General features: G+C 40.2%; 24 protein-coding genes. All 24 read right to left on the bottom strand.

Annotated features, from left to right (window positions below; translation table 11 throughout):
• Positions 1-3 precede the first annotated feature (3 nt).
• On the bottom strand, positions 4-435 hold the full coding sequence (locus F959_RS02820) for a hotdog family protein (RefSeq protein ID WP_004877365.1): 432 nt from the start codon (positions 433-435) through the stop codon (positions 4-6).
• Positions 436-1,638, bottom strand: a complete 1,203-nt coding sequence (locus F959_RS02825; RefSeq protein ID WP_004877366.1) for a beta-ketoacyl-[acyl-carrier-protein] synthase family protein — start codon at positions 1,636-1,638, stop codon at positions 436-438.
• Positions 1,635-2,189, bottom strand: a complete 555-nt coding sequence (locus F959_RS02830) for a DUF3261 domain-containing protein (protein ID WP_004877369.1) — start codon at positions 2,187-2,189, stop codon at positions 1,635-1,637. Before F959_RS02830 ends, F959_RS02825 begins: the two co-directional genes overlap by 4 nt.
• A gap of 1 nt (position 2,190) precedes the next feature.
• Complete coding sequence (locus F959_RS02835) at positions 2,191-3,486, bottom strand: NAD(P)/FAD-dependent oxidoreductase (RefSeq protein ID WP_004877370.1); 1,296 nt, start codon at positions 3,484-3,486, stop codon at positions 2,191-2,193.
• Between the two features lie 26 nt (positions 3,487-3,512).
• Positions 3,513-5,828 (bottom strand): MMPL family transporter, encoded by a 2,316-nt coding sequence (locus tag F959_RS02840; RefSeq protein WP_004877372.1) that lies wholly within the window; start codon positions 5,826-5,828, stop codon positions 3,513-3,515.
• Positions 5,803-6,477, bottom strand: a complete 675-nt coding sequence (locus F959_RS02845) for a LolA family protein (RefSeq protein ID WP_004877373.1) — start codon at positions 6,475-6,477, stop codon at positions 5,803-5,805. The genes F959_RS02840 and F959_RS02845 overlap by 26 nt, the downstream gene beginning before the upstream one ends.
• Positions 6,470-6,898: an acyl-CoA thioesterase gene (locus F959_RS02850; RefSeq protein WP_004877375.1), complete on the bottom strand. Its 429-nt coding sequence runs from the start codon at positions 6,896-6,898 to the stop codon at positions 6,470-6,472. Before F959_RS02850 ends, F959_RS02845 begins: the two co-directional genes overlap by 8 nt.
• A gap of 9 nt (positions 6,899-6,907) precedes the next feature.
• Positions 6,908-8,449 (bottom strand): HAL/PAL/TAL family ammonia-lyase, encoded by a 1,542-nt coding sequence (locus F959_RS02855; RefSeq protein ID WP_035311835.1) that lies wholly within the window; start codon positions 8,447-8,449, stop codon positions 6,908-6,910.
• Between the two features lie 25 nt (positions 8,450-8,474).
• Positions 8,475-9,410 (bottom strand): LpxL/LpxP family acyltransferase, encoded by a 936-nt coding sequence (locus F959_RS02860; RefSeq protein ID WP_004877379.1) that lies wholly within the window; start codon positions 9,408-9,410, stop codon positions 8,475-8,477.
• Positions 9,407-10,150: a glycosyltransferase family 2 protein gene (locus F959_RS02865; protein WP_004877381.1), complete on the bottom strand. Its 744-nt coding sequence runs from the start codon at positions 10,148-10,150 to the stop codon at positions 9,407-9,409. Before F959_RS02865 ends, F959_RS02860 begins: the two co-directional genes overlap by 4 nt.
• Before the next feature lie 10 nt (positions 10,151-10,160).
• Positions 10,161-11,837, bottom strand: a complete 1,677-nt coding sequence (locus F959_RS02870) for an ApeI family dehydratase (RefSeq protein ID WP_004877382.1) — start codon at positions 11,835-11,837, stop codon at positions 10,161-10,163.
• 13 nt (positions 11,838-11,850) lie between these two features.
• Positions 11,851-12,402 carry a COG4648 family protein gene (locus tag F959_RS02875; protein WP_004877384.1) on the bottom strand — a complete coding sequence of 184 codons (552 nt, stop codon included), beginning with the start codon at positions 12,400-12,402 and terminating at the stop codon, positions 11,851-11,853.
• A complete protein-coding gene (locus F959_RS02880; RefSeq protein WP_004877385.1) occupies positions 12,399-12,647 on the bottom strand; it encodes an acyl carrier protein in 249 nt (82 codons plus the stop codon). The genes F959_RS02875 and F959_RS02880 overlap by 4 nt, the downstream gene beginning before the upstream one ends.
• An 11-nt stretch (positions 12,648-12,658) precedes the next feature.
• Positions 12,659-12,919, bottom strand: a complete 261-nt coding sequence (locus F959_RS02885; RefSeq protein WP_004877386.1) for a phosphopantetheine-binding protein — start codon at positions 12,917-12,919, stop codon at positions 12,659-12,661.
• A complete protein-coding gene (locus F959_RS02890) occupies positions 12,903-13,724 on the bottom strand; it encodes a lysophospholipid acyltransferase family protein (protein WP_017196675.1) in 822 nt (273 codons plus the stop codon). The genes F959_RS02885 and F959_RS02890 overlap by 17 nt, the downstream gene beginning before the upstream one ends.
• A complete protein-coding gene (locus tag F959_RS02895; RefSeq protein WP_004877390.1) occupies positions 13,709-14,323 on the bottom strand; it encodes a beta-ketoacyl synthase chain length factor in 615 nt (204 codons plus the stop codon). Before F959_RS02895 ends, F959_RS02890 begins: the two co-directional genes overlap by 16 nt.
• 265 nt (positions 14,324-14,588) lie before the next feature.
• A complete protein-coding gene (gene der, locus F959_RS02900) occupies positions 14,589-15,998 on the bottom strand; it encodes a ribosome biogenesis GTPase Der (RefSeq protein WP_004877392.1) in 1,410 nt (469 codons plus the stop codon).
• A gap of 175 nt (positions 15,999-16,173) precedes the next feature.
• On the bottom strand, positions 16,174-17,316 hold the full coding sequence (bamB, locus tag F959_RS02905) for an outer membrane protein assembly factor BamB (RefSeq protein WP_004877394.1): 1,143 nt from the start codon (positions 17,314-17,316) through the stop codon (positions 16,174-16,176).
• Positions 17,316-18,014 carry a YfgM family protein gene (locus F959_RS02910; RefSeq protein ID WP_004877396.1) on the bottom strand — a complete coding sequence of 233 codons (699 nt, stop codon included), beginning with the start codon at positions 18,012-18,014 and terminating at the stop codon, positions 17,316-17,318. The genes bamB and F959_RS02910 overlap by 1 nt, the downstream gene beginning before the upstream one ends.
• Before the next feature lie 31 nt (positions 18,015-18,045).
• The gene (gene hisS, locus F959_RS02915; RefSeq protein WP_004877401.1) at positions 18,046-19,338 is read right to left on the bottom strand and encodes a histidine--tRNA ligase; all 1,293 of its coding nucleotides are present in this window, start codon (positions 19,336-19,338) and stop codon (positions 18,046-18,048) included.
• Complete coding sequence (gene ispG / locus F959_RS02920; RefSeq protein WP_004877403.1) at positions 19,335-20,450, bottom strand: flavodoxin-dependent (E)-4-hydroxy-3-methylbut-2-enyl-diphosphate synthase; 1,116 nt, start codon at positions 20,448-20,450, stop codon at positions 19,335-19,337. Before ispG ends, hisS begins: the two co-directional genes overlap by 4 nt.
• 22 nt (positions 20,451-20,472) lie before the next feature.
• Positions 20,473-21,264 carry a helix-turn-helix domain-containing protein gene (locus F959_RS02925; RefSeq protein WP_004877405.1) on the bottom strand — a complete coding sequence of 264 codons (792 nt, stop codon included), beginning with the start codon at positions 21,262-21,264 and terminating at the stop codon, positions 20,473-20,475.
• Positions 21,255-22,055: a type IV pilus biogenesis/stability protein PilW gene (gene pilW / locus F959_RS02930; protein ID WP_004877407.1), complete on the bottom strand. Its 801-nt coding sequence runs from the start codon at positions 22,053-22,055 to the stop codon at positions 21,255-21,257. Before pilW ends, F959_RS02925 begins: the two co-directional genes overlap by 10 nt.
• Before the next feature lie 16 nt (positions 22,056-22,071).
• Positions 22,072-23,307 (bottom strand): dual-specificity RNA methyltransferase RlmN, encoded by a 1,236-nt coding sequence (gene rlmN, locus F959_RS02935; protein ID WP_004877414.1) that lies wholly within the window; start codon positions 23,305-23,307, stop codon positions 22,072-22,074.
• Positions 23,308-23,348 lie beyond the last annotated feature (41 nt).

Consider the following 23,348-nt stretch of genomic DNA (forward strand, 5'->3'; position numbering starts at 1 on the left):
AATTTATAACGCTAATGTCGATTGATCTGTTGGTTCATACACACTTAACATGGCACTTATCACATGCTCATCACAGTGAATTTCACAAGAAAATTGTCCTAAACCTTCGTGTAAATACTGTTGTTCAACCCGAATCTTCAAAAGTTGACCGATTTTAAAATATGCAAAAGGCAACTGTAATTTACGAGTCCCTAGTAGGAAACCAACTTTAGGTTCCTGCTGTAATTGCTGTCCTCTCCATCCAGAGTAAGCACTAATGGTTTGCGCCATAATCTCAATACTGGCCCAAGTTGGTAATCCATCAGTTTCACAAAACATTAACTCTGGTGTAATGGTCAACTCAGCAACCGCATAGCCCTCATTTGCTTCCACAATATGGTCAATGAACACCATCGGCTGCTCATGTGGAGTATATTGAATTGCATCAAGTTTCATTTATTTTCCTACACCAAATAATAAACTGATATTGCTACCACCAAAGGCAAATGAATTACTCATAGCATATTGAATCGTAGTCGAGGATTGCTGTTGCTGCACATAATTTTGATCTGCTAACGCTGGATCAATTTTTGTATCTTGATGAGATGGCAACCAGTCCTGATCTTTGAGTATTTGGATACAAATGAATGCTTCGATCGCACCAGCAGCACCTAAACAATGACCCGTTTTATGCTTAGTACTACTTAAAGGTACATGCGAATCTTTGAAAACACGTCGAATAGCTTTGATTTCCATTGCATCATTTTGAGGTGTTGCTGTGCCATGCAAATTGACATATCCAATTTGCTGGGATGAAACATCTGCTGTATCCAACGCGATTTGCATTGCTTTTTCAGCACCTATACCTTCTGGATGCGGTGCTGAGATATGCCATGCGTCCATCGACTCACCAACACCATAAAGCATGATCGGTGCTTGATCTTTAGTTAATAAAAATAAGGCTGCGGCTTCACCGATATTAATTCCATCTCGATCTACGCCACACGGCTGGCAGATGTCAGCAGAGAGACTTTCCAAACTATTAAAGCCATTTAATGTGAGTTGACATAAGGTATCAACGCCTCCAACAAGCACAGCATCGGCTAAATCCGCTTGAATCAGGCGTTGTCCTGCTGCAAAAGCCTTTGCACTTGAAGAACACGCTGTTGAAATTGTATAAGCAGCGCCTTGCCAACCCAAATAAGATTGTAATGCTTTGCTCAAACATCCCATTTCTTGTGGTACGTGCGAAATATCTAGTGCTGTATTTTCTTCGAAATATCGCTTAAGTAACGTTTCACTATCAGAAATTCCTGACGTTGATGTTCCAACCACAATACTCAATCGTTTTGGGCTGATTTCTGCTACAGCAAGCTGAAGCGCTGTTTCAATTTTCTGTAAAGCAGTCAAAGTAAAGCGTAAATTTCTAGAATCAAAAGCTTTTAAATTATCAGGAATATTTTCGATCAAAGATTCAGTATAGCGACCCACCCAAACTGGGCGATCAGCTAAAAAGCCTGTTTCTAAATTTAAGGTATTTTCGGATTGAATCAGTCGGTCGCGAACGTGTATAGAAGTAGAACCTAATGCAGAAAGACCGACACTCACAGGAATACCAACCGCTTGGAATTGAGATTTTTTCGATATAGTCTGACTCATGGCTGCACCGCTGATTCTGATTGCTCGGTATTTAATGTATTTTCAATTGGGCTTAACGTCATACGATAAGGGACTTGAAGATTATCTAACTCAATCGTATTTGCTTGCTTCTGAATCTTTAATATCGATTTTCCATCGATGAAAACTTGCTGTTGATTTTCTATGGACTGTACTTTCACGTTCTGTTGACCCAGCTGATCAAACCTTGGATAAGTTGCAAATAGCAGGTCGCGCACGACAAACTCAAACGGCAATAAACGCATTTGTGGAATTCGCTGTTGTACCGTAACCATTTGACCATCAAATTGGAGTTGAAATAAGGGCTGGCCCGTCAAAGCTAACGCAACAAAACTAAGCTGCTGTCCTTGCTGTTGTTGATACAATAAAAAGCTAAAACTCTTATCTTTCCATTGCACTTCAACTTGGTCTTGTCTTTGATAGTGTTGAGCGCCCCACTGACTGCTTTGCAAGCCCTGTGCATGAGGTGTCAGCTGGCAACCACTTACCCCTAAAACGCTACAACACAATAAAGCGATCCATATTCGTTGCATATTAAATCTCTAAAGCTTGCTCTTGTGCTAAGCCTTCACGGCAATATTCAGCTAAAGTCCCTAAACGTCGTTTCGCATTTTTATGGATTGGATTCTGATCATCCCATGCATAACCAGCCAATAAAGAAGAGATCATTCGACGTATACTTTCATTTTGATTGCTTGAAAATACCACATCTTGAAACTCCCCTTCATACCAAGACTCCACATAAGCACGGAACACGTTAATCCCTTTGCGTAATGGCATTTCATACGCCTGCATCCAATCCACGTGTCCGCCTTGCAACACACGATCAAGTAGCGGAACTGCCAGACTAGAAGACTTTAATGCAATCGTCACACCAGAAGAAAATACAGGATCAAGAAACTCCCCTGCATTACCCAATAATGCATAATTAGAACCTGCCAAATGCTTTACATTTGCTGAGTAACCAACCAATGTTCTAACAGGCGTATCAAATTTGGCTTGGGCTAATAGCTTAGATAGACTTGGATCATCAGCCAAGATTCGTTTGAGTAAGGCTTCAGGCTCATTTTGTGTTGCATCTTGGACATGATAATGATCAAAGAAATCTTGTTCAGCGACAACACCAAAAGATGCACGTCCATCTGCAAACGGAATTAACCAATACCATGCACGGCGGTCTTTTTCATGTACCGTAATTAAAATCTTTTCACGGTCAAAATCGGCCTGATCATTAATTCCATCTTCAATATGTGTAAAGAGCGCTCGACGAACTGGAAAATCTGAAGGACTTTCTAAATCTAAAAGCTTTGGTAAAATTCGACCAAAGCCACTCGCATCTAATAAAAATTTAGCTTGAATCTGATATTGCTGTTGATGCTCATCTAACACGGTTAACAACGGCTGCTGTACATCCACATTGACAGCAATCACTTCATGCCCAAAGCGAATATCAGCACCATATGCCTGCGCTTGCTGAGCTAACAAGTTATCAAAGTCAGCACGACGAACTTGCCATGTGGTGCCAGGACCTTCAGTAAATTTTTCAGTAAAATTATAATGACTACGCTTATGCCCACAGAGAAAAGCTGCACCATTTTTAAATTGGAAAGCATATGCTTGCACATGTTCACGAACTGCATCCAATAAGCCCGCTTCTTCCAAAAATACCATGCACTGAGGTAATAAAGACTCGCCTATTGAAAAACGTGGAAAATATTGCTTTTCAATAATGGTGACTACATAGCCTTTTTTTCTAAGCAAAGCTGCAGCTGAACTTCCTGATGGACCAGCACCAATAATGACCACATCAACTTGTTCTATTTTATTCATCATTACCCCTAAAAAATTAAAATCTTTTAATGCTCTTGTAAATTCACAATATGTTCTTGATCAGATGGTGTTAATAAAGTTGCATAAATAAATGAAAAAATTACACCCAGTAAAACCGTAATCCCAAAGCAATGAATCGCATAGGTTTGACTCAACGATAACAAACCAAAACCCAATAGGGTCGACATCATACACAAAAATAATGCCATGCCAACTACTTGAGGATGATCATGCCCATGTCGATAGAAAATCGCATAATCCACGCCAATTCCAATGATTAAGAATGTTCCCATGATGCTAAATAAATTAATTTCTACTCCCATCCATGCCTGAACAGCAAAGGTGCTCAACAAAGCCAAACTCACAGGTAAAACTAACGGCATGACTGAACGCTTGCCGTATACCAATCCCAATATAATTGCTAGGCCCAACAAGGCATAGATCAATAACGATTCCGCCTGTATACGATGCTGTTTGAATAATGCAGATAATTCACTGACGGGTTGCTGAAGGGTGACATCATCATTTTGCAGCGCAAGTAAATCGGTATTGTCTTGTACCCCATTCAACATCACCAACCGCTCTGTCGGACTGACTTGCAGAAATGCTAATGGATGCTGCTGAAAAATTTGTTCATTCAATAATGGTTGCTGCTTTAGCTGCTGCTGCCAAAGTAATATATCCGATAAGTTTAAACCTAAACTCGTCGCATATGATCTCAGCGCCGTTTCAGGAATCTGTTGGAGTAACTGCACATTGTGTTGTTGTTGTGCTAAAGGTGGAATCCATTGACCTAAAGCCTGAAAGCTTTCCAGTTTTGACTGATTTTTTAAAGCTTGTAACTGATGAATCAACTTCGCTTCATGTTGTTCAAGCTCAGCACTGGTTTTGCCATGAACTACAAAATAATCACTACTTTGCTGCTGAGCAAAGCGTGAGCGAATGTATTGGTCTTGCTGTTTTAGTTTGGCATCCATACTTTGCAAGTTACGAATGTCGTCATTGGACTGTAAAAACAATAAGCTCAAGCCACCCAGCACAATTACACCAAAAATTAAGCCATAGCGTACTTTATGATGTTGCTGAAACCATTCTCTCGCTTGCCCAATCCAAGCTAAATGACGAATCGCAGGTTGTGCATTGAGTGCAGGCAACCTTGGCAACAACAACACGCTTGTCACCCATGCTGCAACTAAACCAATAATCGAGAAAACTGCAATCTGTCTAAAAGCAGGAAATGGAGTAAAGCTTAGAAAAATATAGGCCACGACAGTTGTCATTAAACCCATAAATAAACTGGGTAACAATGGTCTAAGGATTCGGAATCCATTCATCTGACGATGCTGTGATTGCATCGCCATAAAATAAAAAGAGAAGTCGACACAAACCCCTATCAGACTCGCCCCAAAGACTAAAGTCATTAAATGGATTTCACCAAAAACCAAATGTGTCACGGCAAATGCCAGTAAACTTCCAGTTGAGACTGCAATAAACTCTGTGAGCAAGGGTCTGAATGAATGAAAGCCAAACCAAACCAATAAAATCAGACCTATTGTTGAACCAAAACCAATCGTTGAGATTTCTTGTTTCGCGGACTGTGTTCCAAAGTTAGAAAAGAGAATCGTCCCCGTCCAGTGTGATCTTACTTGCAAGGTAGCAAGCTGTTGCTGTATTTGCTCGGTCCATGCGGTCACTTGCTCTTGATAATCAATATTATAAGGGCTCTGTTTTAGCTCTAGTACCAATAAACGCGAAATCTGCTGATCATCATGAATCGTGGCAAAACCATGTTCAAGTTCAATATTGTCTGACGCTTGTTGCGTTGCCACATTCAACATATAGCGAGGAAACAACATCAAAGGATCTTGTTGCAAGGATTCCGCAGTGATCGGCATACCTACACTCATCAACTGCATCAAACTTTGTTCAGTCAATGCCTGATAATCTTGTTGCTGTAAATACTCACGATCTTGCTGACTGAGTAAACCAGCACGATGAAGATATAACTGTTTAGAAAACTGTTCTAGATCCAATTGTGGCTTTAAAGGTTGCCACAATTCATTCTGTTGTAATTGTTTTTCAAATAACTGCGTTGCTTGCTCTAAACTCTGCTGATTCTTACTTTCTAAGACAACAAATACTTTTTGATTGAGCTGATCGCTCATATATTGCTGAGTTTTCGCGAGTTCTGGATTCTGCTGCGTTTCTGGTAAAAGCGCAAAGATATTGGTTTGGATATGAATATCTTTTTTCAGCCATGCAATCGCTAGTGTCAGTGCAACAACGGTTAATAACACTAACCAAATGGCAGTACACTTATTTTGCCAATTGGAAAAGTGCATCTTCAGTAGCCGTCAGTTGATGGGGTTGAATCGTTTGATTTCGGAATAAAATTGTTGTGCTGTTTTTGGCTTGTTCTTGAATCACAATCTTATCGACATATTGTTGTCCTTGAGCATCAATACGTACAAATAACTTTTTAAATAATGATGACTTTGGTGTAAGCGCAATGTTCCAACCTGACGGGCTATAATTGGCTGACACGACATTAAAATTCTTTGATAAAGCTTTTTCATCGCCCGACATGAGCTGCAAAAACAAAGTCGCTACTGAACTATAAGGTGATTGATCAATTTGAATCTGACTATAAGTTCGTTGGGTTTTTTGAACCAATTTTTTTTGAGTCACGATCAAATCGGCCTGAACAGGTCGCTTGATTTGCCAAAGCACACCATTTGCTTTTACAAAGCTCAGTGAACCATTAGACACAAAGGTTTTATTTAAACTGGCAAGCTTCTTTTGTTGCTCAAAATCAGCACGAACAATATTGCTTTTGGATAACTGCTTAAAAATCGTCGAAACTTGCTCATTATTGGCTGAAGCAACAACACTGAGACCCAGTATAGATATGAATAATAGTGTTTGTAGGATGACTCGCTGGGTTTTATTTCGTAGCGAGGTCAAGAGATTTAAAATCGAAATCTTAAGCATTGCCACGCTCCTGAAACTGATCCCACGCATTTAAACAATCAAATAAAACCTGTGGCGACTGAAAACACATCTCTCGTGTTTCCATATTCACAGCAACTTGAGTGGTATAACCTTTGGTTAAACGTCGTCCTGTCGTCGCATCAAGGATCAAATATTCAATCTTTAAGCGGTTTTCCCATTCTTTTAGGATGGCACGCACACAGATCTTTTGTTCAAATTCAATTCCTTGTACATAACGAACATGGCTTTCGATCACAGGCCATGCATATCCCGATGCACGCATTTGATTGTAGTTATATCCAAATTGCTCCAATAACTTACAACGTGCGATTTCGAAATACTTCAAATAGTGCCCATGCCAAACCACATTCATGGTATCGACATCATGGAATGGAATTTCAATGATTACATCTGCCTGCATGCCCGTCTCCTAAGCATTTACTTGGAACTGATTTAACAGTTCAAAGTTGTCGAAACGATCAATGATTTGTTGCAATTCAGTTTGCAACGGTCGATCCTCTTCGAGCAAGGCAAAACTTTGTAACGTCCACTCCACAAAAGCTGTTAACGTCGGGCTAAGCTCTGTGACCATCCCTTTTAAATGAATGGCTTGTACACTGGCACAACACAAAGCAGCAAGCACTTGTTGCGTCAAGGTAATCACACGTGTCGCATCACGTGCTGCAATCGTTCCCATACTGACTTTATCTTGGTTATGACATTCGGTTGAGCGAGAGAAAATTGAGGCGGCCAAGGTTTGCTTCAAAGCTTCAGCAGTCCAAGCCGAAACACCAATTTGAACCGCTTTAAAACCATGATTCAGAGGTAAACGCTCTGGAGTTGCACCAGTTAGGTTACGCGCTAATCCATGATTCATTTTATGGTCAACTAACTGAGCAATTTGGCGATCCATTAGATCAGCAATATTGGCGATCATAATCTTTAAGCTATCCATAGCTTGAGCAATATGCCCACCATAAAAATGCCCACCATGTAATACACGTAGATTCACAGGGTCAATCAACGGATTGTCATTACTTGAATTCAATTCATTCTCAATGAATTGACGCAGCCATGTTTTAGAATCTTCAAATACCCCAACAATATGAGGAGCACAACGTAAAGAATAACGATCTTGTAAACGCGGACTTTGGTGTGCAGTTTGAACTTCACTATTCAACCATTCACGCAAGTGCTGTGCAATTTGCTGTTGCCCTTGATGTGGTTTCTGAGCAAATAAAACTTCATCAAAATGACTCGGATTACCCTCTAATGCCAACACATTTAAAGCTGTCACCAAAGTACTGGCCAGTGCAATTTGTTCCGCTTTTTTATAGTTTAAACATGCAATAGCCGTCATGACTGCTGTACCATTCATCAATGCCAAACCCTCTTTAGGGCGTAACGTGATTGGCTGTAATGCTTTTTCTGCATAAACCTGCGCAATCGGTACAATCTGCCCCTGAGCGTAGACATCACGCTCGCCAACCAATGCACCAGCAATATAGGATAGAGGGGTCAAATCACCACTTGCACCAACAGACCCCTCAGATGGAATCACAGGAATGATATTTTCATTCAGCATCCAGACCAAACGTTCTAACAATGCCAATGAAACACCCGAGTAGCCACGCGCCAACGAACACAATCGTGTCAGCACAACCGCACGAGCAGTAATCAAGTCAAGATTCTCACCTAAACCACAGCCGTGGAAACGCGATAAATGTAATGGTAGCTCATTGACTTGATGCATTGGGATTTCTACCAGACAGGAATCTCCATAGCCCGTGGTCACGCCATAAATCACACCTTCATCTAGTAACAACTGATCTAAAAAGTCCGCACCACGCTGAATCAAATCACGCCATGCTGTACTTTCAGGCAATGCCACTTGATATTCTTGTCGAGCCACAGCAACAACATCTTCAATACTCAGTGCCTGTTCACCGACAACAAGCGTCGGTTTGACCATTGCTTCAATTTGACTTGCATTCACGTTATTTTGTCCAAAACTGATAAAAATTAAACCATTGGTACGGCGCACGTAGGCAATGTTGCTCTAAACAGGCAATATATAGTTGTGTCACTTGCTGCATACCACTCAAACGATTTTTTCTCGGTAAATCAACCTGATCAGAAATATGATGAATATGTACTTGGAAATTTTGCTGCACACGATAGCAAAATACAGCCAAGACTGGCACTTTTAATAGATTGGCCAAGATCCATGCCCCTTGTGGCAAAGTCGCTGTCTCACCCAAGAATTCAACGTTCTGTACACGATCTGACTGTACAGGAACTCGATCTGCCGCCACGATCACCCATTCGCCCTGCTGCATTTTTTCTTGTAACAGGATTGCTGTTTCGATCCCTAACTCATCCACAGAGATTAAATTTACATCCGCTTTATCATTAATTTTTTTTAAAAACTGATTAAATTGCGAAGCATGTTTTTGATAAACCAAAACATTAATCTTCTGCGGATGCTCGGACTTCAAGGCACGTAACAACTCAATATTACCAAAGTGTGAAACGATAATAATCGTCCCTTTTTGATAGTGCTGCTGAAAATATTCATGACCAAACAATTGTAATCTTTGTTCAGGAATATGCCCTAGCCAACCCTCAATTTTATCGAGAATACACTCGCCAAATTGCATGAAATGCGTATAACTGTTAGTCCATGTAGGCTGTGTCTGAAATGGCGACTGAGTGCCTGCAAAGCGATGTAAACGCTGTAAATATTGTAATGATGCCTGACGAGCAGTTACAGCGAATAACCAATACCACATGATAATAAAGTACAGCACAATCCGACATAACCAGCGCCCACCACAACGATAAAACCCTAGCATTAACATCAGTGGCAACAGTCCACCACGTTCTTTGATGTCGTGCCAAGTGTCACCAGCGTTTTGCTGAGAATCCGTCATTGGTCAGCCTTAACTTTTTGCCAAATGAGTTTAGGAAATCGAATGAGCATCCCAGCAAAGAGCGTCGCATGTGCTTTACTTAACCCGATATTATCGCGCCATACATCAAAATGTGAGACGCCATGTTCAGGATAAATCACAGGTGTAGGAACATTAATGAACGGTGTGTTATCCCACTTTAAACGCACTAGAATCTCACTATCAAAGCCCATTCTCGGTTGGAACTTTGCTTTATCCAAAATCGTAAGAGTTTTGTTTAGCGGATAAATTCTAAAACCACACATGCTATCTTTAATTTCAAAAGATAGGCTATTTAGCCAGACCCAAACATGGGTTGCATATCGTCCGTATAAGCGTTTCTTAGGAACAGAAGCATCAAAAATCGGCTGACCAATGACCATTGCTTGAGGTTGTTGCTGTGATATTTGGAAAAACTTCGCCACATCATCCCAATTATGTTGACCATCTGCATCAAGTTGCAAAGCATGTGTCATTCCAATCTGGGCAGCATAGCGTAGACCCGTAATCACCGCTTGGCCTTTGCCCTGATTCACCTTATGTTCAACTAAGTAAACCAACTCATTTTGTTGTTCTAATTGACGTAAAATCAACGTACATTCAGCATTACTACCATCATTTACAAGAATAATCGGATACTGAAACTGTTCGAGATGATGCACCAAATCAGCTAAATAATGTGGATGATTAAATACTGGAATAACAATACTATATTTCAACATGCCTGAAATCCTATAGCCCATCAACAGCAAACAGCAGACGTCCAGATGCAAGTGTCGCTTGTTCTGTTGTCATCTCAAAACTTACTTTATGCTCTTTGCGGCTTAATTTGAGCTTTACGACCGTATAGGGTCGAATCAAATTCTGAAACTTTAATTGCTCAACACCCTGACACCAAATTAAGTCTGGCCAAATATCTTTTGCAAACTTTTGAATAAAACTGATTTGCCCTACTCCAGGGTAAATGGGTTGATTTGGGAAGTGCCCTTTAAAGCATTCAAGCTCAGGAGGAAACTCTAGACTCAAATATTCACTGTCTTGCTCTTGCCACTGAGACAAAATAACGGGTTCTAACATCACTGAGAATAATGCTTTCAGATAATTTTTATTAATTTTCGATTGAGCATTTTGTGGAATCTGACTTAAAAAACGCCACTGTCGAGGAATTGCAATTGACTCAAGTTGAAACTGAAGTTGTTGTTTGAGCTGTTTTATAAAAGCAGCTTTATCCATATCGCGCAACTGTTGTTGTGCTTCTACGCTCAAAACCACAATACAACCTAGCATCTGACGATTATGATGATCGAGTAATAACGTATGATTTTGCTCAACTTCACTCAACAGATTAATACTTTGTTCAATCGCGTCCAAACTTAAACGTTTTTCTTCAAGCTTTATAATGCGATCCAAACGCCCTAATAAATTAAACTGCTTCTGAGACACGTCACTCCATTCAGCAGCATCCCCTGTAACAATCAATCCTTGTTCACCCGCATGATTACTCATCACCATTAATTGGCTTTGTGCTGAGATCTGAATCTCGACATTATTAAAAGCAGTCCAAACAGCATGATCTTCGCAACGATGAGCGATTCCGCCTGTCTCAGAACTGCCTAAAACTTCAACAATTGATACATTGAGATGATTTCGGAGACCTGCATCAAGCTTGCCGCCAGAACTAAAGATCACTTCAGATTGTTTTAATAGCAGATCTTTGGTCCAACGTTTGAGCAAAGCTGGGCTAGAAATTACATAATTCGCCAACGCTCGCTGAGCCAAACAATCTTGGGCGTGAATCACATCTTCAGGGAAAGCCAATTGTGGATTGTAGAAACAACGCTGTGTCGCTAATGGCAGTAATAATTTAAACAGTAACCCATAAATGTGTTGATGACTCACTGTCGCTATCGCCACACATTGTTCATCAAGCTCGAAACTTTCAGCTAAGCCCCTAACTTCATTTAACAGCTGCATTAAAGTTCGTTCGATCATTTTTGGCTCACCAGTAGAACCCGACGTGTAAAAAATCATTTTTGTGCGATTTAAAAATGCTTCATTACATAGCTCAAATAAGCTTGAATGATCTACCAAATGTTCAGATGTGGATAAAGTTTGTCTTGATAAAAAATAAATATTGTCTTGCTCAAACTTTTGTTCCAAATCTCTCACACGATTTGGAGGTAAGAGTATTGTTTTATTTGCGAGTAAGCCCGCAAATAAAAGCACAATAAACTCGTAACTATCTTGTTCCCATAGTGCCCACGTCTGTTGCTCTAAACGTTTAATTTCGGTTGATTGCTTAACAACATCTTGCCAAAAAACTGCATAGGAAATATCTTGCAACTCAGATGTAATACAAAAAGTTTTAGCTAAATTAAAATCATTATAAAAATAAATAGGTGCAATCATTACCCAGAACCATTTAAGAATTTGTCTGATTTAAACGTTGATGGCGTTTCCGTAAAATGAACTCACCGAGAAACAAAAGTCCCATCAAAACATAAGAAACAAAGCCATTATAAATGACCCAAATTTGTGTTGGGGCAAATACCGTCGCCAAAGCAATTGACGCATTAAAAATAAAAAATATGCACCAAACGATTGTCACTTTACGCGTCCACTCTATCCCTGATGAGGGTAAATCTGGCTCAACTAACCGCGCAAAGCGTTCGATCATCGAAGGTGGCTTATATAATGTTAAAGCAAAGATAAGTAGTGCGCCTAAACTCATCCCAACAGGGTAAAGCTTTAACCAAGCATGATTTTGTAAAATTAGACTTAGCCCACCGCAGATAATCGCTAAGCCTGTGAGCGGTAACATTAAATCTTTTTTTGCGCTAATAAATCGGACGATACCTAAGATGACCAATAACCCACTCACCCAAACAAATTGTCCGTGAGACAAGCTCCAACCAACAATAAAGGGATACAGCACAAAAAATGTGATCAGTATCCCTCTAAAAAGATGTTTCATTCAGCAGTCATATTCTGGATAACAACGACAACATCTTGCACTGTTCTAACAGCTTTAAAGTCTTCTGGTTTAACTTGTTTGCCAGTCAACTCTTTAATTTTTACCACTAAATCAACTGCATCAATACTATCAACATCCAAATCTTCATATAAATTTGAATCAAGTTGAATGTCATCAGGTTCAATTTCAAATAGATCCTGCATCCATTCTCTTAATTTAGCCAGCACATGTTCTTGGGTTAACATTGATCTACTCCTTAAACTGCTTGCTGTGCTTCAACCAAAGCAACCAAGCTTTGAATTGATTTAAAATGTTGTTTAGTTTCGTCTGATTCTGCATTCAGATGAATGTTATAACGCTTTTTCAATGCAAGACCTAACTCCAAGGCATCAATAGAGTCTAAACCTAAGCCTTCTCCGAAAAGTGGTGCATCGGTTTCAATATCACTGATGCTGATATCCTCAAGTACGAGAACATCAATAATCATTTGTTTTAATTCATCAGCAAGATTGCTCATTTTTCGACAACTCATCTTTAAAAATTTGATAAAAACTCTGATTCAACTGGCGCACCTGCTTAGGTGAAATTTCTGAATCAACTAAAATATCTTTAACTTCAATTGCATCCAGCACCTTAATTTCAATATGAAAAGGCTGTGACGGCACATGATACCATTTTTCATTTTTAGTTAAGGTAGATGGAGTACAACTTATCAAAACAGGGCGAATCGGCACATTGGCTCGAATTGCAATATTTGCTGCGCCGCGTTGAAACTCATTCAAACACTCACCTTTTTCAGTCCTAGTTCCTTCAGGAAAGATCAATAATGATGCTGCATTTTCTTCTTTTAAACGCTCGACACAATCTTCAATGAACTGCTGTGACCCCGCATTTAGAATGTAACCAGCACTACGTACAGCACCTCGAGTAAACGGATTAGACCACAAAGACTGTTTAACAACACAATTGGCCTGCTGCATCAATCCGATCATTACAACCACATCAATTAATGTCGGATGATTTGCAATAACTAATTCTTGACGACTATTTTCTAGCTTTTCTAAGCCCTCAATTGAATAGGTCATAATTCCTAATTTGACCATCATTTCAGTGAAGCCTTTAAAACTATATCGAATCACCTGCTGAGCACGCTGTTGGCGAGTCTCTGAATTACGACTTGTTAAATTAACAAGTGGAGCAACAACTGTTGCGATCCCTAGTCCGCCTGCACCAAAACTTGCAAAACTGAAACCTGTTGCAGCAACACGCCACGCATAATTAGCTTTTTTATTGATTTTATTGGCTTTTAGCATTTTTTCCATCTCACTGTAGACTGTGGAATATTTTCATATTGCCAAAATTTGTAAAACGCTAAACTCTCTATTAAATCAGGATTAGATAAGTCAATGATTTCTAAATTGGGAGTCTCAAGGCTGACTACGCATGCTAAAGCATATGCAGGAAAATCATAGGCATCACGATAAACACTGGGTAAAGCTTGATCATAGGACACGACTAAAACACGCTGTATTTCAGGTGATGATTTCAACACGGCATAGGCTTCTATTAAGGCTTCTGTCCATTCACAACTCAAACTTGTTGAAGGTGTATCATCTTGGCATAAAATAGAATATAAGCCTGCAATAGCATTATGGACAGAAGTTGAAAATTGTGTTGGTGATGGCGTTTGACCTTGTAATACATCTTGTAGAATATCCAATGTTTTTTGTTCATCACCATATTTTGAAGCCCAAACAATATAGTCTACCCGACAGTCATCTAAAGCATTCAAAGCACTATTTAAAGCTATTTTCGCCAATGGAGATAAACGTCGACGTTGCATTGCAGGAACAGCACTAAGCGCAGCATAATCTTGCTGTGCATAAGTCAATGTCGGTTCCGTTAGATGTAACTTAAACATTCAATTTTGAATCCAAATATATTAAAAAACATTAAAACAAGGATTTTGAGCGTGGCATTATAGCATTAGTACGAAATTTAACAAAAAATTATTTTACATATATATCAAATACTTAAATCAACAATGTATTAAAAAACCACAATGTTGATATAAATTATGAAATTAAACTTAACAAATAAATGCATTATTAATTAATACTATTCATCTAAAAAAGCGCAATTAAAAAGCCCAAAGCAGAGCTTGGGCTTTTTGCTTCAAGATTAGCTTAACGCTTGTATTTCTTTTCCGCTTTTTTAAACTTTTGGACATAACGACGTTTACGTGCAGCAACGCGTTCATCCACTTGTGACTTACGTCCTTCAAATGGGTTTTCTGACGTTTTAAAGTCAATACGGACTGGTGTGCCCTCAAGCTTATACACTTTACGGAATACATTTTCTAAATAACGACGATAATCCGCTGGAGTCTTATCGACCTTGTTGCCGTGAATTACGATGGTTGGTGGATTTTGTCCGCCCATATGCGCATAACGCATTTTAATACGACGGCCACTGATCATTGGTGGCTGGTGAGCCTCTGTCGCATCACTTAAAATCTGAGTCAGTTTCGCAGGAGAAACTTTTAGATTTGCAGATTCATAAGCACGGTGAATCGATGGATAAAGCTCGCCCACACCCGTACCATGTAATGCCGAAATCAAATGGATTTTCGCCCATGGAATAAAGTCAAAACGACGTTCCACATCAAGTTTACATTGCTTACGATCATACTCGGTCATGTTGTCCCATTTGTTGATCGCAATCACCATGGCACGCCCTGCTTCAAGCGCGTAGCCAATCAAATGTAAATCTTGCTCAACAATACCTTCACGAGCGTCAACCACTACCACAACGACATGCGCATCTTTCATTGCTTGTAGTGTTTTAACGATCGAGAATTTCTCGATCATTTCATCGACCTTACCTTTACGACGGACACCCGCAGTATCAATCAATGTATATTGACGACCATCACGCTCATAAGGAATATAAATTGAGTCACGGGTTGTACCAGGTTGGTCAAATGCAACCACACGTTCTTCACCGAGTAAACGGTTGACTAAGGTTGATTTACCTACGTTAGGACGACCAATAATCGCTAAGCGTAAACCTGTATTTTTATTATGTTCATCTGGGTTTTCATCTTCTGGAACCTCAGCCAATACTTCTTCAAGCATCTGCTGTACACCACGCCCGTGGCTCGCAGCAACCTGCATTGGCTCACCCATACCAAGTTTATAGAACTCGACTAAGGCAGCTTCAGCGTGAACACCATCTACTTTGTTTGCAACTAAATATACTTTCTTGCCTAATGTACGAAGTTCACGTGCAATTTGCTCATCTGAAGCCAATAAACCTGCGCGTGCATCGACAACAAAAACGATAATATCTGCTTCATGAATCGCTGTTTTTGACTGCTCAGCCATGTACGAATCAATACCGCCTTCGCTCTCACCGATACCACCAGTGTCAACAACGATAAAAGATTTATTTTGATAAACCGCGTCACCATATTTGCGGTCACGAGTTAAACCAGCGAAGTCAGCAACCAAAGCATCACGACTTTTTGTGATTTGGTTAAATAGCGTTGATTTTCCGACGTTTGGACGACCAATGAGCGCAATAACGGGTTTCATAAATTAACCTTAATTCAGACGAGCCACGCTAGATGACATCGTATCAGAAATAGTATGGAAGATTTTGGTGATCACAGATCACAATAAAAATTCGGGGTTTTGTCTAAACAAATACCCCGATCATTCTTTTGTTAGCCATAGCTAATCGAATATTTTACCACAACAGAAGGTAAAATTAACGATTCTGCCAAATGCTTAATGCACCTTTTCGAGTCGACACATAAAGTTGATTGTCAATCACACGCAAGGTTTGCACTTCACCGCTAGTTTTTGCACGACCAACTAACTTACCTGTTGTCGGATCAATAAGGTGAATCACTCCATCCAAATCGCCTACTACAAGGTTTTGACCAAGCATGACTGGATTGCTTAACTTACGGTTTAATAACTCTTCATTTTGCCATACCAGTTCACCCGTAGTGAGGTTATAGGCATTCAACTTACCATCAACTGTTGATACAAATACTTTGTCATCCGCAACTTCAGGACGATTTGTACTGCTTGCATCTTCACTCCACACCACACGTTGTGAAGCCAAATCGGTTACTGTTACTTGACCTTGGAAGCTTGTTGTCACCAAGAACTGACCAGCAACAACAGGATCACCCACGATATCAATCAATCGCTGAATATCAGAACGGCCATCACTAATTGCAACACGGCGTTGGAAGCGAGGTACACCGCTGATGATATCCAAAGCATAGATATAAGCATTTGCAGAAGCGACTAACACTGTACGTTCATCTAACGCAACGGGTGCTGGCTGTCCACGTAAGCTAAACTGAACATTTGGAAGCTTATATGCCCAAACTTGCTGTCCAGTGACCACGTCATGCGCAAATACAGTACCGTCATTAGCAAGTGTGATAACACGACCTGACTCAATCAATGAAGGTGATAAAATCGCACCTGATAGCTGTGTCGTCCACTTTTGTTCACCAGTGGCTTGATCTAAAGCAAAAAGCTGCCCTTTACGGTTACCGATAACAACAACACCTTCACCAGCTTCAACACCAGCCGTCAGTTCTTGTTTCGTGATTTTACTTTTCCAAAGACGCTGTTTACCCTGATACGCAGAAACCTGACCATCTGGATCAATAGCAAAAATCACACCGTTATCCGTATCTAGCTGTAAGCGTAAAGCTTCAGCAGCGTTCGTTGAGGAAACGCTTTGAGAAAATACGAGGTTTAAATTTTGTTGTTGCGTGATTTTTGGCAATGGATTTGGTTTTGCTTCTTTTACTTTATTGCTCGAACATCCAACCAATAAAGCTGAAGCAATTGCAATCGCCAAAGGTAGTTTTAGTTTATTCTGCATTAAGACTCATCCACTTTGGTATCTACAATTGGGCTATCGATTTCAGGATCATCTACTAAAACGCCGACACTTTCGAGTTTAATTTGTAAAAGCTGACGTTCCTGTTTACGTTTAACGAGATCATCCCATGCACTTTGATACGCTTTACGAGCAGATTCATTGTCTTTCTTAGCAACATAAATATCACCACGAAGTTCATCGGCTGTTGCTTTGAATGATGGCTCAGTCACCGCTGTCAAAGTTTTTAAAGCATCATCATATTTCTTTTGTGCTAACTGAGCATCAGCCAAACGAAGTTTGACAATCTGTAACAGACCAGCATCTTTAATTTTTGAGTTTTCAACTTTTTTTAATGCTTTCTCAGCAGCAGCATAATCTTGCTTATCATACGCAACTTTAGCCAAAATAAATTGTGTTTGGATCGCTTGAACTGAATCAGGATCTTCTTTCACAATTTTATCTGCGGCTTCAGATAATGTTGCAAAAGCGTTCGGCTGACTTGAGGCAGCTTTTGCTTCGTCCATTAACTTTTGCACTTTGGCCGTTTGACTTTGAGCTTCAGTAAGATTCTTCTTTTGCCAATATTCCCATCCGAAAAAGGCAATCAGGGCAATGAGAATTCCGCTAATAATTGCAGAACCATATTTTTTGGCAAACGACTTTAACTGGTCGAGTTGTTCTTCATCACTTAAACTCATGTGATTGTCCTTTTCCTAGATATTGTGCAATTTATTGTTTAAATTTTTCGATAAAAAATGCTGTCAGCTCATTCAATGCCACTTGAGACTGTTCTGCTGTTGCAAGCTCTTTTACCAATAGCTGTTGAGATTCCCACTCACGCTCACCCAAGATCACAGCGAAAACCGCACCAGATTGATCAGCCTTTTTCATTTGGCTTTTCATACTGCCCTGTGAACCCGTTTTGAATCGAATCGAACTATTCACTGCTTCAAGCTGATCACGAATTTGTTCAGCTAATACCAAAGCTTTTGATTGATAAGCAGGTTCAGCCACTAAGAAAACTTCACAATCACGAACAACTTTTGCCTGTTCAACTTGCTCAAGTAGAAGCAATAAACGCTCCATCCCCATCGCAAAACCAACCGCTGGAACTGATTGATCTGCTTTACCTTTAAGCTGACCAACTAAGCCATCATATCGACCGCCAGCACAAACAGTACCTTGTGAACCCAACATGGTTGTGGTCCATTCAAATACCGTTTTATTGTAATAATCAAGCCCGCGAACAAGTTTTTGATTAATCACGAACTCTACACCTGCATCGGTTAAATACTGCTGTAGTTGTTGGAAGTGGTTGAGAGAATCTTCTTTTAAGAAATCGTGCAATTTCGGCGCATTTTCCAAAATCTTTTGCGTAGACTCACTTTTAGAATCCAAAATACGCAAAGGATTGGTGGTTAAACGGCGTTGAGAATCTTCATCTAATGCATCTTTGTGCTGATTTAAGAACTCGACTAATGCAGCACGATATTCTGCACGCTCCTCTGTTTCACCCAGAGTATTCAGTTCAAGACGAACATTCGCTGCAACACCCATACGTTTCCACAAACGAGCGGTCATCAGAATGATTTCAGCATCAATATCAGGCGTTGCCACACCAAAGGTTTCCACACCAAACTGGTGGAATTGACGATAACGACCTTTTTGAGGCTTTTCATAGCGGAACATTGGCCCAACATACCAAACACGCGGTGTTGCACCGCGTAATAAGTTATGTTCCAACATCGCACGTACACAACCCGCAGTTCCTTCAGGACGCAAAGTCAGTGATTCAGGCGGTGTCCCTTTGTCAAAAAAGGTATACATTTCTTTTTCAACAATATCGGTTGCATCGCCAATAGCACGCTTGAATAATCCAGTTTGCTCAACAATTGGCAAACGGATTTGTTGATAACCGTAAGCATCCATCAATGATGCAAGTTGTTGTTCCAGACTTCTCCAAGCCGCAGTTTGCGATGGAAGGATGTCATTAAAACCTTTGATAGCGACGATTGAACTCATGATGAACTACGAATAATTTCTTTAGATTTTGCTTCTTCAAGCTCTTGAACACGTTGACGAACCATTGTTTCAATTTCATCAACCAACTGATTTGTATCAATTAAATGACTTTTCTCGCCATTACGATACACAAGTGAACGTGGAGCAGCACCCACCACCCCGATATCCGCTTCTTTTGCTTCACCCGGGCCATTCACTTTACAACCAATGACAGACACATCCATTGGTGTACGCACATCTTCTAAACGCTCTTCTAAAGCCTGCATCACCTGAATTACATTGAATTCCTGACGTGAGCAACTTGGACAAGCAATAAAGTTAATGCCATTTGAACGCAAACCCAAAGATTTTAAAATATCGAAACCGATTTTAATTTCATCTTCAGGCTCAGCTGCAAGCGAAATACGCATGGTATCGCCAATACCTTCCATCAACAGACCACCCAAGGCGATTGCTGACTTCACTGTACCTGTACGATAAATCCCCGCCTCAGTCACACCCAAATGCAATGGATTGTCAATTTGCTGAGAAAGTAAACGATAAGCATCCATGGTCAAAAACACATTCGATGCTTTTACACTGACTTTAAACTCATGGAAATCTAAACGATCCAAAATATCAATATGGCGCATTGCAGATTCAAGCAAAGCTTGACCCGTTGGCTCACCGTATTTGACTTGCAAATCTTTTTCCAAAGAGCCGGCATTCACACCAATACGGATTGAAATACCATGGTGTTTAGCAGCAGCAACAACCTCTCGAACTTTTTGATCCGATCCAATATTACCTGGGTTAATCCGCAAACAATCTGCACCGTAATCAGCAACTGCCAATGCAATACGATGATCAAAGTGAATATCAGCAACTAAAGGCACAGAAACGCGTTTACGAATCGCACCAAATGCTTCAGCTGCTTCCATTGATGGAACTGAAACACGCATGATGTCTGCACCAGCATCTACGCAACGTTGGATTTGAGCAACAGTTGCATCAACATCACAAGTCTCAGTATTTGTCATACTTTGAACACTAATCGGCGCATCACCACCGACATACACAGAACCAACACGAATTTTACGTGTTGGACGGCGTTTAATGGGGTTCACAATCATCGTATAGCTCTACTCTTTGGCATTAACGAGACAAACGGAATTCTGCTTTTCCATTGACAGTATAAGGAGACAATGAAATTTGTTCCTGATTTAAAGTCAATGCTACAGCTGTCGCATCATCTAAGCGAATTTGGAACGGTGACTCACCACTCAAATTCAAAGTTGATGCTTGACGACCTGTTGCCAGTACTTTACCTGTAGCATCAACAATATGCACAGATGTTGGTCGGCTAAAGTTCAAGACAAGCTGATCTCCAGAAGTAGCGACTGCATTCCCCATTGGAAGAATCTCAACTTCAGAGTTCTTAATCTTTGGTACATCTGCATCATCTTTGTGACTTGAAGTCCAGTTTTGCACGGCCATCACAGCTAACCATGCCAACAATAGCACGACAGCCAAAATCACAATACGCTTTAACCACTGACGGTTACGTACACTTTTTGAACCAGTTAACTTACCCATGGTTTTAATCGGTGAGTTACTCAAAGCATGACTTGCTTTAAGACCTGTATCATTCGCATAAATTTCATCGAAACGTTGAATGATCGCACTCGCATCAGCATTTAAACATTTTGCGTATGCACGATAATATCCTTTGATAAAGGTTGCTTCTGGCAAAGATTTATAATCATCTTGCTCTAATGCCGTCAATGTTTTGACTGGCATATTCAATACGTTTGCAATCTCTTCAAGTTCTTTCTTTTGTGCAATACGAATTTGACGCAAATACTCACCAGGTCGTTGAATATTTCCTAACGTAGGCGACGGTGAGTTTGAGCCAGTTGGCTGATGTGAATTTGGATTTATTTCCATACGGCCTCAGTACTGTACTGTAATTGCAAATAACGTTGATATTCTGGACTATCAGGAAATAAAGCACGCAACTGATTGACTAACACTTGCATTCCTAACTGATCCGCATTCGCTCGAGCAATGCGTAAACCTATCCAAAGCGCACGAGCACCTTGGTTTTTCTGCCCCACATTACGAACATATTGTTCGTAGAGTTGCGATGCATCTCTATTGTTTTGTTGCAAATAGAAAATTTCCGACAACTCTAACATTGATATTGTCGCATTTCGATTTGCTTGTAGCGCTTGTTTGAATGCTTTTTCAGCATTCGCAACATCGCCCAATTTTAAATAGATTCGCCCAAGATTTTCCAACGATTGAAAACGTTGATCATAACCTAGGGTTGCACCTGCAATCGTAAACTGCTCAATCGCCTCATTATAACGCTCCATTTGATACAAATATGTACCGTAATTATTACGAGCTTGGGCATTATCAGGTTCAGAAGAAATTGCACGCTTAAAATAAGACTCTGCTTTTTCCATATTGGTTTTGCTACCTTCTTGTTGTAGCAAAATTCCCATCATCATATTGGCATTTGCATCTCGCGAATCTATTCTCAGGGCTTGATCTAATGATCGTTTAGCCGAGTCTAAGTCACGCGTTCGAATATATTCTGCTGCAAGTTGTGTTCGGACTTGCACAGCTTTTTCAGGATCTTTTGTTGTCTTTGTCGATTGGCAGGCGGTTAGACCCAATACAGTGAACAAAATAGTAGTTGCTATAATCGTTTTTGATCGAGTTGTATTCAACGCTTTTCCCCAAGTTTTATCCTTGTGTGCGCAAAATTTCTTGCCGTTGCGCCACTTTCTTTTTCCACTGTTCAGCACGACGCGTGCGATCAGCAACCTGTCCCACTAATTGACCACACGCAGCATCAATATCATCACCACGTGTCTGACGAATCGTACACACAAATCCCGCATCAGACAAAGTTTTTTGAAATGCGATAATACGATTACGGCTTGAGCGACCATAAGGCGCATGTGGAAACGGGTTAAATGGAATTAAGTTGATCTTACTCGGTAAGTTTTTCAATAATTTTAATAATTGTTGTGCGTGCTCTGGTTGGTCATTTACGCCATCTAACATTACATATTCAATCGTTACGTGACGGCGAGCACTTTCATTACCATCTTTCGCTAAATAACGCTGACATGCAGCAATCAATTGTTCCAGTGGATACTTCTTATTAATTGGAACAAGTTCATTACGTAACTCATCATTTGGTGCATGTAAAGAAATCGCCAAAGCGACATCAATATCTTGCGCCAATTGATCAATTTTAGGTACAACACCTGAGGTCGATAAAGTCACACGACGCTTTGACATTCCGTACGCGAAATCATCTAGCATCAATTGCATTGAACTGAGTACAGCATCATAGTTGAGTAATGGCTCACCCATACCCATCATCACCACATTGGTCACAGTACGTTCACGCTCTGCAACAGGCACTTCTTCCATATAGGAATAGTTCGCCATCCACAACTGACCAATAATTTCAGCTGGTGTTAAATCACGTTGGAAACCTTGTTTTCCTGTCGAACAAAATGAACAGTCAAGTGCGCAGCCCACTTGTGAAGAAATACAAAGTGTCTTTCTTGCACCCGTTTTATCTTCAGCAGGAATCAAAACAGTTTCAACTAAAGAGCCTTCACCATCACCTACACGAAACACCCATTTACGTGTTCCATCTTTAGAATAATTACGATGCACCACTTCAGGGGCTTTAATTTCGCAAATCTTTTCTAGTTTTTCTCTTAACTTACCTGAGATATTGGTCATCTCAGCAAAATCAGTCACAAAAAATTGGTGAATCCATTTCATAACCTGACCAGCACGAAACTTCTTCTCACCTAAATCTTCAAAAAACTTTTCTAACTCTGCACGTGACATGCCTAGTAGATTCACTTTTTTGTCGGCAGCATGAACGACAGGCGTAGAAACAGACTGTTGTTTTTCATCTAAATTTTCTGATGAAACGACCACTGCAGAACTCATGAATATTTACCTAAACCATATCAACGCTAGAAATGCTGTGC

This window comes from Acinetobacter venetianus RAG-1 = CIP 110063 (assembly GCF_000368585.1).
Classification (GTDB): Bacteria; Pseudomonadota; Gammaproteobacteria; order Pseudomonadales; family Moraxellaceae; genus Acinetobacter; species Acinetobacter venetianus.